This window comes from Flavobacterium ardleyense, assembly GCF_033547075.1.
Taxonomy (GTDB): domain Bacteria; phylum Bacteroidota; class Bacteroidia; order Flavobacteriales; family Flavobacteriaceae; genus Flavobacterium; species Flavobacterium ardleyense_A.
This window is the reverse complement of the sequence record NZ_CP137891.1, coordinates 1,117,647-1,131,121: the sequence shown is the minus strand read 5'-3', so window position 1 is coordinate 1,131,121 and position 13,475 is coordinate 1,117,647. Positions and strand designations below refer to the sequence as shown.

The window sequence follows — 13,475 nt, the reverse complement described above, 5'->3', positions numbered from 1 at the left end:
TTTGAGTTATTTTTAAAAAGGCAGACAGTAATGTTCTGCCTTTTTTTATTATATTGTTTGTATGTTTTACTGGGTAAAGACACATTGGATTATTAAGAAAATCTTCTCGAGATATATGTGGAGCAAGGAGCAGAATGATAAGGTAGTATACCTAACTTTTGATGATGGACCAACGCCACAAATTACCGATTGGGTTTTGCAGCAGTTGCAGCAGTACAATGCTAAGGCGACCTTCTTTTGTATTGGAAAAAACGTAGAAGAGCAACATGAAATTTTTCAGCGGTTGTTGGATTCTGGAAATGCGGTTGGCAATCACACCCAAAACCACATCAATGGTTGGAGAAATTCGACCGATGTTTATTTGAAAAATATTGAAGAATGTGAAAATGCGATAGGGAATTTGCCCAATCAGCAGCAGAAGTATTTTAGACCGCCTTACGGCAAAATTACTCCGCGCCAAGCAACAGCAGTTTTACAAAAAGGCTATAAAATTGTAATGTGGGATGTACTCAGCGCCGACTTTGATCAGACAATCACGCCCGAAGAATGCCTACAGAATGTTTTGAATAATGTACTAGCAGGGAGCATCATCATTTTTCATGACAGCGAAAAAGCGTGGCCAAATTTACAGTTCGCATTGCCAAAAGTGCTGCAATTTCTTAAAGAAAATGATTTTGAATGTAAATTACTAGACTAGAAGTACTCGCCAATTATGGTAATAAGTGAATTTGCGTCAACCGCATTTGATTGTCTCCATACCATTTGGCCATCTTTATAGATCATCAAAGTGGGAAGTGTCTTGATTCGTAAAGCATCAGAAAGTTCTTGATTCTTATCGACATCAATTTTTATCACTCTTGCTTTATCGCCAAGTGCAGCAGCCACATCTCTAATGATAGGATGTATATCTCCCGACTGCTCATTCCAGTCTGCATAAAAGCCAATTAAAACTGGGGTCTTTGCTTGTATAAGTTCTCCGAATTTTGACATCTATTATTGTTTTATGTTGGCAATTTATTAATTAAATCGGGCAAAATAGTTATACAAATGTACTATTATTAACACAATTACGATATTTTTTGTTTCTTTTTTAGCTTCAAGACAGTAATCTCAGGCCAAATTCCCACTCGACCACTGTAGCCGTGAAAACCCAACCCTCTATTCACATAAATAAACCTACCTAAATGTTCATAAAGTCCTGCCCATTGTTTGTAAACGAAAGATACTGGACTCCACTTGATAAAGCCGGGAATTTCAATTCCAAATTGAAAACCGTGCGTATGCCCAGCAAGTGTAAGATGGTATTTTCGAGGATCTTTCTTGACCTCCATTTCCCAATGCGAGGGATCGTGACTCAATAATATTTTGAAATCAGAATTTGCCAAACCTCGAGAAGCAATATTCAAATCACCCGCCTTTCTAAAGCGGTGCCCCCAATTTTCAACTCCAATTAGTGCAATTGAATCCGCGCCTCTTTTCAAAATCTTGTTTTCATTTAGCAATAGCTTAAATCCAATTTTTTCATGAAGTGCTTTTATAGCTTCAAAATTCGCCTCTTTCTCTTCTCTAGAGTCAAAAATAATATATTCGCCGTAATCGTGATTTCCCAAAATAGAAAATTTACCAAAAGGCGCATCGTGAATTTGCTTAAAAGTATCAATCCAAGGAGTCATTTCGCTGGCCAGACTATTTACAATATCACCAGTAAAGACTACCAAATCTGAATTCTGCTCGTTGATTAAATCTACAGCATATTGAATTTTCTCAGGATTATCGAGACTTCCACTGTGTAAATCTGAAATATGAGTGATCGTAAAACCGTCAAAAGAATCGGGAAGATCTTCAAAAAACACCGCCTGCTTAATTACTCTATAATCGTACTTCCCTTTAAGCACGCCGTAAATCAAACTAAAGAACGGAACTGCTGCCAAACCCAACGCTATTTGACTAACAAATCTGCGTCTGTCTGGCATATGTCCCTCAAGAGATTCTTGATGCATGAAGTAATGAACGACTGCATTAAATAGTCGGACCAAATCTTCTCCAAAAAGTATTAAAGTCAAAATGATTTTTGGAATGGATAGTATAAGTAAAATACTCGCACTATAGAGTGTAAGTTTTGTTTGACCTTCGTGTCTATCAAATTGGGTAAATGTCCAAATAACAAAAATCAGTGCTACTACACTTATAATTTCGTAACCATAAGCAATCCATTTAATTCGGAAGGCATTTTTTATTGCTTGGAAGGCGTAAAATTCAACCGCCAAAACTACAATTACGAGGATAATCCAACGGGTCATACAATAATTTTTATGCAAATAAACAATTTATACAATGTTTTCGCAGAATGCTAAAGAAAACTTTAACGATGAACTGAGTTTTGCGCACCTGATTATCCAAAAGATTTTAAATATTATTTAGACAGCCATATTCAGTTGCTTTGATTAATTTTACGCTTCAATAAATTTTTCTATGTCACAACAAAAAAAACTTTTCTTGCTTGATGCTTATGCTTTAATCTTTAGAGGCTATTATGCATTTATAAAAAACCCGCGTATCAACTCAAAAGGAATGGATACATCGGCGATTTTAGGTTTTATGAATTCGCTAATGGATGTCATCAAACGAGAGAGACCGGATCATTTGGCCGTAGCTTTTGACAAAGGTGGAAGTCACGTTCGGACAGAAATGTTTACCGATTATAAAGCCAATCGTAGCGAAACTCCCGAAGCGATCCGAATTGCTATTCCTTATATACAAGATATTTTGAAAGCAATGCATATTCCGATAGTTGAATTGGAAGGTTGCGAAGCTGATGATTTGATAGGAACAATTGCAAAGCAGGCCGAAAAGCAGAATTATCAAGTTTATATGGTTACTCCTGACAAGGATTTTGCACAGTTAGTGTCCGAAAATATCTTTATGTACAAACCTGCCCGAATGGGAAATGGAATCGAGATATTGGGCGTTCCTGAGGTTTTGGAGAAATTTGGAATCGAAAGACCGGACCAAGTTATTGACTTTTTGGGAATGATGGGCGATGCGGTTGATAATATCCCGGGAATTCCCGGAGTTGGCGAAGTGACCGCCAAGAAATTCCTAAAGCAGTTTGGAACTATAGAAAATCTTCTTGCCAATTCGCATCAACTGAAAGGGAAGATGAAACAAAATATAGAAGAGAATCATGAGAAAGCGTTAATGTCAAAAACGCTGGCGACCATTATATGCGATTGTGATGTAACTTTTAATGAGACAGATTACGAATTGACTCGCCCTGATTCAGAAAAGGTGGAAGCGCTTTTTCAGGAACTGGAATTCAGAAGAATGGCAGAGCAGTTTAACAATCTGTTTTATAGTGGCGACGAACCTTCGGCGAAAGCCACAAAACCAAGCGCGAATAATGCCGTACCCGATCTGTTTTCGACTTTCACTAGTGAGAGCGGAGAAGAAATCAGTATGCAGCAATTCAATATCTTGAGCAATACCACTCATTTTTATCAATTGATTCAGGGTGAAATGGGAATAAAATTGCTGTTGCAAAATTTACTCAAGCAGACCTCTGTGAGCATTGACACCGAAACTACTTCGACAGATTTCTTAGAAGCCAAGTTAGTCGGACTTGCGTTTTCTTGGGAAAAAGGCCAAGGGTTTTTCTTGCCACTTCCAGAAAATGCCGATGAAGCAAAAGCAACTCTCGAAAAATTTAAACCATTTTTTGAAAGTGAAACCATCGAAAAAATTGGTCATAATTTAAAATACGATCTTAAAGTATTGTCTCGCTACGGAATCACCGTTTCGGGAAAATTGTTTGATACGATGCTCGCACACTACTTGATCAATCCGGATATGCGCCATAGTATGGATGTATTATCTGAAACATATTTACATTACACTCCAAAGACACAGAGTGAACTTATCGGCAAAGGAAAAACGCTGATTAGCCTGAGGTTGGTTCCTCTCGAAGATCTAAAAGAATTTGCGGTCGAAGATGCCGATATTACAGGGCAGCTGAAAACTGTTTTCGAAAAATCGCTTGAAGAAAACGAAGCAACCAAGCTTTTCGAAACAATCGAAATTCCGCTTCTTGTGGTTCTTGCCGATATGGAGACAGAAGGAATTCGACTTGATGTAGATTTCTTAAAAACTTTGTCCTTCGAATTGGACAAGGACATTCAGAATTTAGAAGCTAAAATTCACGAGACTGCAGGCGAGACCTTCAATATTGGATCTCCAAAGCAATTGGGTGAAATCTTGTTTGACAAACTTCAGATTGGTGGCGCAAAGCAGAAGAAAACCAAAACTGGGCAATATGCAACTGGCGAAGAAGTACTTTCTCTTCTGGCAGATGAGAATCCTATTGTTGCCGAAATTTTAGAATACAGACAACTTATAAAACTTAAGAATACCTATGTGGATGCGCTGCCTTTGCAGGTTTGCGCTTCTACAGGTCGCATTCACACCGAATATATGCAAGCGGTTGCAGCAACAGGTCGACTGAGCTCCAACAATCCAAACTTGCAGAATATTCCGATTAGAACCGAGCGCGGCCGTCAAATCCGGAAAGCTTTTGTGCCAAGAGATGAAAATTACACCATTGTTTCTGCGGATTATTCTCAAATTGAATTAAGAATTATCGCAGCTTTAAGTGGCGAGAAAAACATGATCGAAGCTTTTAATGCCAACGAAGATATTCACAAATCTACCGCTGCCAAAGTATTTAATGTCGCAGTCGAAGATGTCACCCGCGAGCAGAGAAGCCACGCCAAAACGGTCAATTTCGGAATTATTTACGGAGTTTCGGCCTTTGGATTGAGCAATCAGACTTCATTGTCACGTGCAGAAAGCAAGGACTTGATTGATGCGTACTATGCAAGTTATCCGCAGCTTAAAAATTATATTCAGGAGCAGATAGACTTGGCTCGCGAGCGCGGGTATGCCGAGACAATTTCGGGCAGGCGTCGTTATTTGAAAGATATAAATTCGCAAAACGCAATGGTCAGATCTGCCGCCGAGCGTAATGCTGTGAACGCGCCTATTCAAGGTTCGGCCGCGGATATTATCAAAATTGCGATGATCAATATTCACAAAAGATTGACCGATGAAAACTGGAAATCCAAAATGTTGTTGCAAGTACACGATGAGCTTGTGTTTGATGTTCATAACTCCGAATTAGAGAAAATTCAGCCACTTATCAAGCACGAAATGGAAAATGCATTCAAGCTTGATGTGCCTTTGACTGTTGAGTTAGGAATGGGTAAAGATTGGCTGGAAGCGCATTAGAAATTGGAGATTAAAGCTATTAGGGACTATTTGAAGTATAATTTTATACTCTGAATAGTCCCTTCTTTTTTGTATTAAAAATCCCGACGAAAAAAGTTTTTTGGCTTTCGCCGAAAGAACGCTGCTCACAACAAGTTGATTGCGAAATTTGAGGTTTTCGTCTTTGATTGAACGGGGGAAAGAAGGGGATTTTGTCTTCGATTGAAGGTGTAATTATTGTGTAAAATATCATAATTTTTTTTCAAAAAGTACAATTCACATATCTGTACATCACTGTGCAAAACTAACTTACTTTCGAACTTTCTCATACTACGGTTCATAAAAAGGACTATTTATAACGTCCTTGATTATATGAGATTGAGTCTCAAATTGGATCCTTCCCTCGTCAGGATGACAAGTTTGCGCGGGAGGTGGTTTGATGTTAGCGTATTTCCTTCGTCATCAGTAAAAATTTGCGTGGGTGCAAGTTAGAGATTAGCGTCCTGCTTAGTTCGGTTGAAAATTTTCAGTGAGTACCAGTTTGGTATTGCAATATTCTATAGTTCGGATGATAAGTTTGCGTGAGTAAACCGGCGAGTAAAGCCATCTAACCTACAACAAAATCACCAATAACTAATTCACGTTCAGGCTCCACCTCCTTCGGAGGGGGCTGGGGGGAGGATGGGGTTTGGACTATGGCGAGGATTTTCTAGCCCCGATAGCAACGGCATCCTTTTTCTTTTTTTCTTAGAAAAAAGAAAAAGATATAGTGGATAGCGGGATAAAGCTCCAAAAAAAACAAAATATCCTTTTGAAAACTTCTCTTGAAATCACTATTTTTGCGAATGCAATCTCCCACTCTAACTTAATTGGAGATACGCATTGGGTTAAAACATACTTGAAATTTTACTCCCATAAATACCGCGTTGATAATCAGCGAGAAAACTATTTAAATTATTCTTTTAAGTGGTTTGGTTTTAAAATAATTAATTGTACTTTTGCAACCCCTTTATTGGGGATGGAATGTTTAATTAAAAATTATTATTGTGAACTCATTAAGCTACAAGACAATGTCAGCTAACAAAGCCACTGTCACGAAAGAGTGGATTGTTGTAGATGCTGAAGGTCATAACTTAGGTCGTTTTGCTTCTAAAATCGCTATGATCCTTAGAGGAAAATACAAACCAAGTTATACACCACACGTGGACTGCGGAGATAACGTTATCGTTATTAATGCAGAAAAAATTAACCTAACTGGAAACAAGATGGACGATAAAACGTACATCCGCCACACTGGCTACCCAGGAGGTCAAAGATCTTTGACTGCAAAAGTATTACAGGCGAAAAACCCTGCAATCTTAGTAGAAAAAGCTGTAAAAGGAATGTTACCAAAGAACAAACTTGGTGCTGAACTTTTCAGAAACTTAAATGTAAATGTAGGTTCGGCTCATAAACATGAAGCTCAACAACCTAAAACTGTTAACCTAAACGACCTTAAGTAATGGCTACAATCCACAAAATCGGAAGAAGAAAAACTGCGGTTGCTCGTGTATACGTTACAGAAGGAACGGGACAAATTACAGTTAACAAAAAAGAATTCGCAACGTATTTCCCAACTGCTACTTTGCAGTACAAAGTTATGCAACCTCTGGCTATGACAGAAAATGCTTCAAACTTTGATGTAAAAGTAAACGTTTACGGAGGTGGTAGCACTGGACAAGCAGAAGCTGTGAGAATGGCTCTTGCTCGTGTAATGTGTGAAGTTGACGCAGAAAACAGAGCAATCTTGAAACCAGAAGGTCTTCTTACAAGAGATCCAAGAATGGTTGAACGTAAGAAATTCGGTCAGAAGAAAGCTCGTAAGAAATTCCAGTTCTCTAAACGTTAATATCGAATTTTTTTCGAATTTTCTTTTCAGAATATCAGAGTTACAAAAATCGATACTACAACAATGTTGTATCAAATTCAAAAAAGTTATTGTTGCTTCCTATGCAGATAGGAAATTAGTTTAGCATCTAAATGGATTAGAGATTTAAAGATTGAAGAATTTAAAGATTGAAAGATTCGAGAGTTTAAGATTAATAAATAAAAAGTTCATTGCTAAGTAACAGAACGTAAACTAAAAATTAAAATGGCAAACAAAGTAGAAGTAAAAGAATTACTAGAAGCTGGGGTTCACTTTGGTCACATGACTAGAAAGTGGGATCCGAACATGGCTCCTTACATATATATGGAACGTAATGGTATTCACATTATCAATCTATATAAAACAGCAGCAAAAATTGAAGAAGCGCAAGACGCTCTAGCAAAAATTGCAGCATCAGGTAGAAAAGTATTATTTGTAGCTACAAAAAAACAAGCTAAAGATATCGTTGCTGAGAAAGCAAAAGCAGCTAACATGCCGTACATCACTGAAAGATGGCCTGGTGGAATGCTTACAAACTTTGTAACAATTAGAAAAGCTGTAAAAAAGATGTCAACAATTGACAAAATGAAGAAAGATGGTACTTTCTTGACTTTGTCTAAAAAAGAACGTCTTCAGGTAGATCGTCTACGTGCAAAATTAGAGAAAAACCTAGGTTCTATCTCTGATATGTCTAGACTTCCTGCTGCTCTTTTTGTAGTAGATATAAAAGCTGAACATATCGCAATAAAAGAAGCTCAAAAATTAAACATTCCAGTTTTTGCAATGGTCGATACAAATTCTGATCCTCGTGAGGTTGAATATGTTATCCCTGCAAATGATGATGCTTCAAAATCAATTGATAAGATTTTAACTTTGGTTACTAGCGCTATCATTGACGGATTATCAAACAGAACTTCTGATAAAGAAGGTGATGACAATGCAACTGAAGATACAGCATCTCAGACTGAGACAGCTGCTCCAACTGCAGAGGCTACTCCTAAAGCAGAGGCTACAACTACAGAAGCTCCGGCTGCTGAAGCGGTAGAAACTGAAGCTAAGACAGAAGAATAAATAAAATTTTTTAAAGATTGAAGAGTTCGAAGATTCTACTTACTGGTTTTATAATTAGTATTTAAATCTTTGAATTTTTCAATCTTTTAATCTTTAAATCAAAAAACTATATGGCAACTATAACTGCTGCAGACGTAAATAAATTAAGACAAGCTACTGGTGCTGGAATGATGGATTGTAAGAAAGCTTTGGTTGAAGCTGAGGGCAATTTTGACGAAGCAATCCAAAACTTAAGAAAAAAAGGACAAAAAGTTGCTGAAAACCGTTCTGACCGTGAGTCAAGTGAGGGAGCAGCTGTTTGTTTTATCAATGCTGAGAAAACTAAAGGAGCTATCATTACATTAAACTGTGAAACTGATTTCGTTGGTAAAAACGAATCTTTCGTAGCTTTAGCTAAAGAAATGGTTGAAAAAGCAATTAATTTTTCTACAAAAGAAGAATTTTTGGCTTCAGATTTCAACGGAATGACTGTTGCTGAGAAATTAATCGAGCAAACAGGAGTTATTGGTGAGAAAATCGAAATTGGTGGGTTTGAAATTTTAGAAGGTGTATTCGTAGGTTCTTACGTTCACGTGAACAAAATTGCAGCTCTAACAGCAATTTCTGCTAAGATTGACAATGCTGAGACATTCACAAAAGATATTTCTATGCAAATTGCTTCAATGGGAGCGGTTACTTTATCATACAAAGATTTCGATGCTGACTATGTTGCATCTGAAACTGATGCTCGTATTGCGATTATCGAAAAAGAAAATGAAGAAGCATTGCGTTTAGGAAAAACATTAAAAAATGTTCCTAAATATATCTCACGTCACCAATTGACTGACGAAGTTCTAAAACAAGCTGAAGAAGATGCAAGAGCAGAATTGAAAGCAGACGGAAAACCAGAACAAATTTGGGACAAAATTATCCCAGGAAAAATGGAGCGTTTCATTTCTGACAACACTACTTTAGACCAAGAAAAATGTTTATTGGATCAAAATTTCATCAAAGACGAAAGCAAGAAAGTGGGTACTTATGTTAAAGAACACAATGTTGAAATCACTGGTTTCAAACGTGTTGCTCTAGGGTAATCTACAGTTTTGAATTTTATATAAATTAATCCCGACTCGTAAGAGTTGGGATTTTTTTTTGCTTTTATAGATTTTTACATTGACTGGACAAAAGACAATCCCTCCAATCTTCCTTTCTTCCCCTCCACTATTTCCATCCTCTTATCCTCCGAAGCTTGTAGCTCTTAGCTGTTAGCTGTCAGCTGTCAGCCGAGTAAAGTTTACGGATAATAATTGCGTACAATATAATGACCAGAAATAAATTTATGACATTTCAGAAATGAGATTGATTCTCAAATGAAATTGCTTCACCCATTCGCTTTGGCTCGGGTCCTATGTTAGGATGACAAGTTTACGCTAGCGGATATTCACACATCATTACAACACATACGCTTGTCATTTCGACGAAGGAGACCCGAGCAAAGCGAATAGGCGAAGCAAATCACATAATCTTGGTCTCGATTGCAATTGCTTCGCTATTATAAAATCTTCCTATGCGAGGATGCCGAGTTTGTTGTGGGTAGATGTAGCGATACACTCTGCAAATATCAATTACTAAAAAAAAGTGTCGTAGTAAATCGTGAGCTTTTAGCTGTCAGCTGCAAATTCATTTGGATCATATAGATTACTTCGCGTATTTAGATTTATTTCAATATCTTAATAGCTTTCTCAGGACTTTGACTATGCAACCACTATTTCAGAATAATTTCCGGATTCTCCCAAAGAACATAGCATAAGATTCAATATATTCGCCAAAAATATTATATGAAAAATAATTACATTCTTTTGGCGTTTCTTTTAACATCATTATTCTCCTTCTCTCAAACCCTAACTGTTAACGGCTCAGGAAACGTCTTTGATGCTGATGGAAACAAATGGACTGTAAAAGAAGTGGAAGACATCTTATATACCAATCCAAAAGCACTTGCTCTTTATACCGAAGGACGTGAAAAGAAAACTTGGGGTAATGTGTTTCTTTATGGAGGACTAGGTCTCACAACTACCAGTTTATTGTATTATTCTACGCAAGATGTTAATGCCGAATATGCACCAACCATCGTTGGAGCGATTATGCTGTTGGTAGCAATACCAGTCAAAATTGGGCATACAAAAAAGGTTAACAAGGCTATTGATTTGTACAATGATTCGTTAGACAGCAAGGCTGCATCAACTGCTATTAAAGTCACTCTCACCGCAGGTCAAAATCAGATTGGATTTAAATATTCATTTTAATAAAAGTTGAACTAATTCGTCCAATACACCTTGAGGAATTTTTCGTTTGAAACCACCTCATTTCAATTGAAAGCTATAATTTTGGCGAAAGCCCATTTCAAAAAAATTTAAAATATAGCTTTCGCTAAATAAATGCTCTCCAAATTCAACAGATATGAAAAGCAATACAAGATGTCAATGGTCAGAAAAAGACGACCTATACCGCGCCTATCACGACATTGAGTGGGGAAAACCTGTATTTGACGACGCTGTCTTTTTCGAATTTATAATTCTAGAAACTTTTCAAGCGGGATTGAGTTGGCACACCATTTTGCGAAAGCGCGAAAACTTCAGAAAAGCTTTTGACAATTTCGATTATAAGAAAATTGCTAATTATAAATCGGATAAAATCGCTGAACTTCTAGAAGATTCTGGAATTATTCGAAATAAACTCAAAGTGAATTCAGCCGTATCAAATGCAATTGCTTTTATGGAAATTCAAGAGGAATTTCGAAGTTTTTCTGAGTACTTTTGGGCATTCAGTGGAGGAAAACAAATTTGGAATAATATCGAATCCTATTCTGATGCTCCCGCAACAACCGACTTAAGTGATAAAATCAGCAAAGATTTAAAGAAACGTGGTTTTAAATTCGTCGGTTCGACTGTAGTATATGCATTTATGCAAGCTACGGGAATGGTTGACGATCATATAAATTCCTGCTTTTGCAAAAGCGAAAAATAATAAATAAAAAGAAATGAACAAAGATCCACTTCACGGCATTACCCTAAAATTAATTCTAGAACAACTCGAAGAATTTTACGGATTTGATACTTTGGGCGAATTGATTGCCATCAAATGTTTTACCGAAAATCCATCGGTCAAATCAAGCCTAACTTTCTTGCGCAAAACTCCGTGGGCACGCGAAAAAGTAGAACAACTTTATATCAGAACACTTCCAAAACTTGCCAAGAAAGACTAATTCTAAAGTTTCTTAGCTGATTTTAGAATCATCAAAAAATCGTCTCGATCAATTTCTACCGCTCCCAAACTTTCGAGATGCGGATTAAAAACTTGGCAATCCAACAACAAATAATTTTCCTCTTTCAGTTTTTCGACAAGATGCACAAAAGCAACTTTCGATGCATTGGACCTCAGCGAAAACATACTTTCGCCACAGAAAATATGTCCCAAATCTATTCCGTACAAACCACCGACAAGTTGTCCATTTTCCCAAACCTCAACTGATTGCGCCATTCCTGCTTCGTGCAATTTGCAGTAAGCGTGTATCATATCATCGGTAATCCAAGTGCCTAATTGCCCCGATCTTTTTACTTCCTGACAGTTGGTAATCACTTCCCGAAAAGCTGTGTTAAAAGTAATTTCAAAAACTTTTCGATCAATAATTTTCTTTAGACTTTTGGAAACTTTAAGATCTTCGAAAAACAAAACCATCCGTTCTGCGGGCGAATACCAAGTAATTGGCTCACCATCTTCAAACCACGGAAAAATTCCGCTTCTATAGGCCAGCTCAAGTCTGCGCAGAGATAAATCGCCACCAAACGCCACTATTCCCGTAGGATGCGTTTGAGATAATGGCGGAAAATAAAGTTCTTCTCCTAAGTAAAACATTGGTCTTAATTAATTTTAAAAACAAAAATCCCGAAGCTGCAACAGCGACGGGATTTTTTGAAAATTTATTTGATACTAGAAAGGAAGATCATCTTCTTCTTTTTCTGTAAACTGGCCCGCTGGAGGAAATGGAGCTGCTGGCATTGGTGGCGCTTGCGCTTGCCCCTGTGCTTGTGCTTGAGTCATTTTTTCAATTCTCCATCCTTGGATTGAGTTAAAATATTTAGTTTCTCCTTGTGGATTTACCCATTCTCTACCTCTAAGGTTGATTGAGATTTTCACCTCATCACCAACTGCATAATTGTTAAGCAAGTCAGTTTTATCTTGTGTAAACTCAACCATAATCACTTGTGGATACTGCTCATCTGTAGTAACTACAATTTCTCTTTTCTTGAAGCTTGCACTTATCTGCTGATCTGCTCCTATCACTTTTACTCTTCCTGATACTTCCATAATTATTTTGTTGCTAGTAGCACTTTCCACGCAGAAAGCACATCGTTATTATTTAAATAGTCTTTTGCTTTTTGATGTTTTGCCGTAATGTCATCCGCGCTTAAAACACCTTTTACTTTAAAACTTTGGGTTACAAAGATATTAATTTCTTCTTGGGTTGGCAATACTTCAATGTTGCCTAATTTTCCTAAATCATTCCCATCAAGGATTTCGCTATTGCGAATTTCCATCGGAATATTATCCACGCCTATTCCTAAAGTAGTTAATGGTTTTTCTACTTCAAATAAACCTGCATTTGCTCGTGAATACCAATTACCGCCTAGTCTCGAAACCAAATCGATTTTATGCTGATCAATTTTTCCATCAGATCCTAAAACCTCTTTTGAAACATGCATTTTTACAACTTCGCAAATTACAAGATTTCCCGCCCCGCCTTCATCGCCCAAAGCGATAATTTGTTGCACCTTACATTCCATCTGAACTGGCGCTTCGGCAACACGAAAAGGTTTTATATTATCCGAAGGTATCATTGTAAAACCTGCTTTTTCAAACTCGTTTACACCATCAGCATATTCTGTACTTGCAAGAGAAACCTGCTGTACCATGGCAAAATTCACAATATTTATTACCACTTCGCCGTTGTCCTGAACGTTGAGCAACGTATGCTTGACCGTATTATTGCGCACACGTCTTGCGGGCGAAAATACTACAATCGGTGGATTTGAACTAAAGACATTAAAAAAACTAAAAGGCGAAAGATTTGGATTTCCTTCGGAGTCCAGAGTACTCGCAAATGCGATTGGTCGTGGTGCTACTGCAGTTTGCAAATATCCTTGTAATTCCTGTGGCGTAACTTCTTTAGGCTCGAAACTTATCATATGATTTTGGCTTT

The 13,475-nt window shown here is 37.4% G+C and carries 14 protein-coding genes; 9 read left to right on the top strand and 5 right to left on the bottom strand.

From position 1 onward, the window contains the following. Positions 1-61: 61 nt before the first annotated feature. The gene (locus SBO79_RS04890) at positions 62-697 is read left to right on the top strand and encodes a polysaccharide deacetylase family protein (protein ID WP_318642500.1); all 636 of its coding nucleotides are present in this window, start codon (positions 62-64) and stop codon (positions 695-697) included. On the opposite strand, the gene SBO79_RS04885 is transcribed toward SBO79_RS04890, so the two are convergent. Beyond that, positions 694-990 (bottom strand): thioredoxin family protein, encoded by a 297-nt coding sequence (locus tag SBO79_RS04885; protein ID WP_318642498.1) that lies wholly within the window; start codon positions 988-990, stop codon positions 694-696. The two genes, SBO79_RS04890 and SBO79_RS04885, sit on opposite strands and share 4 nt — an antisense overlap. 77 nt (positions 991-1,067) lie before the next feature. Beyond that, entirely contained in the window at positions 1,068-2,300 is a 1,233-nt protein-coding gene (locus SBO79_RS04880) for a metallophosphoesterase (RefSeq protein WP_318642497.1), read from the bottom strand. Positions 2,301-2,472: 172 nt separating this feature from the next. Here SBO79_RS04880 and polA point away from each other — a divergent pair, with 172 nt between their 5' ends. From polA to SBO79_RS04840, 8 genes are all read left to right on the top strand, one after another. Further along, the gene (gene polA, locus SBO79_RS04875; protein WP_318642495.1) at positions 2,473-5,280 is read left to right on the top strand and encodes a DNA polymerase I; all 2,808 of its coding nucleotides are present in this window, start codon (positions 2,473-2,475) and stop codon (positions 5,278-5,280) included. Between the two features lie 1,025 nt (positions 5,281-6,305). Beyond that, entirely contained in the window at positions 6,306-6,761 is a 456-nt protein-coding gene (gene rplM, locus SBO79_RS04870) for a 50S ribosomal protein L13 (protein ID WP_318642493.1), read from the top strand. Beyond that, on the top strand, positions 6,761-7,147 hold the full coding sequence (gene rpsI, locus SBO79_RS04865; RefSeq protein WP_318642491.1) for a 30S ribosomal protein S9: 387 nt from the start codon (positions 6,761-6,763) through the stop codon (positions 7,145-7,147). Before rplM ends, rpsI begins: the two co-directional genes overlap by 1 nt. 243 nt (positions 7,148-7,390) lie before the next feature. After that, entirely contained in the window at positions 7,391-8,236 is an 846-nt protein-coding gene (gene rpsB / locus SBO79_RS04860) for a 30S ribosomal protein S2 (RefSeq protein WP_318642489.1), read from the top strand. Positions 8,237-8,346: 110 nt separating this feature from the next. After that, positions 8,347-9,309 (top strand): translation elongation factor Ts, encoded by a 963-nt coding sequence (tsf, locus tag SBO79_RS04855; protein ID WP_318642487.1) that lies wholly within the window; start codon positions 8,347-8,349, stop codon positions 9,307-9,309. Between the two features lie 744 nt (positions 9,310-10,053). After that, positions 10,054-10,521 carry a hypothetical protein gene (locus SBO79_RS04850; protein ID WP_318642485.1) on the top strand — a complete coding sequence of 156 codons (468 nt, stop codon included), beginning with the start codon at positions 10,054-10,056 and terminating at the stop codon, positions 10,519-10,521. A 154-nt stretch (positions 10,522-10,675) separates the two neighbouring features. Then, positions 10,676-11,242 carry a DNA-3-methyladenine glycosylase I gene (locus SBO79_RS04845; RefSeq protein ID WP_318642483.1) on the top strand — a complete coding sequence of 189 codons (567 nt, stop codon included), beginning with the start codon at positions 10,676-10,678 and terminating at the stop codon, positions 11,240-11,242. A 13-nt stretch (positions 11,243-11,255) separates the two neighbouring features. Continuing rightward, positions 11,256-11,480: a VF530 family protein gene (locus tag SBO79_RS04840; protein WP_318642481.1), complete on the top strand. Its 225-nt coding sequence runs from the start codon at positions 11,256-11,258 to the stop codon at positions 11,478-11,480. A gap of 2 nt (positions 11,481-11,482) precedes the next feature. Here SBO79_RS04840 and aat read toward each other — a convergent pair whose 3' ends face one another. The 3 genes from aat to SBO79_RS04825 form a co-directional block, all read right to left on the bottom strand. Further along, positions 11,483-12,130 carry a leucyl/phenylalanyl-tRNA--protein transferase gene (gene aat / locus SBO79_RS04835; RefSeq protein WP_318642479.1) on the bottom strand — a complete coding sequence of 216 codons (648 nt, stop codon included), beginning with the start codon at positions 12,128-12,130 and terminating at the stop codon, positions 11,483-11,485. Positions 12,131-12,205: 75 nt separating this feature from the next. Continuing rightward, complete coding sequence (locus tag SBO79_RS04830) at positions 12,206-12,583, bottom strand: DUF3127 domain-containing protein (protein WP_318642477.1); 378 nt, start codon at positions 12,581-12,583, stop codon at positions 12,206-12,208. Between the two features lie 2 nt (positions 12,584-12,585). Continuing rightward, entirely contained in the window at positions 12,586-13,461 is an 876-nt protein-coding gene (locus SBO79_RS04825; RefSeq protein WP_318642475.1) for a flavin reductase family protein, read from the bottom strand. Between the last annotated feature and the right edge of the window lie 14 nt (positions 13,462-13,475).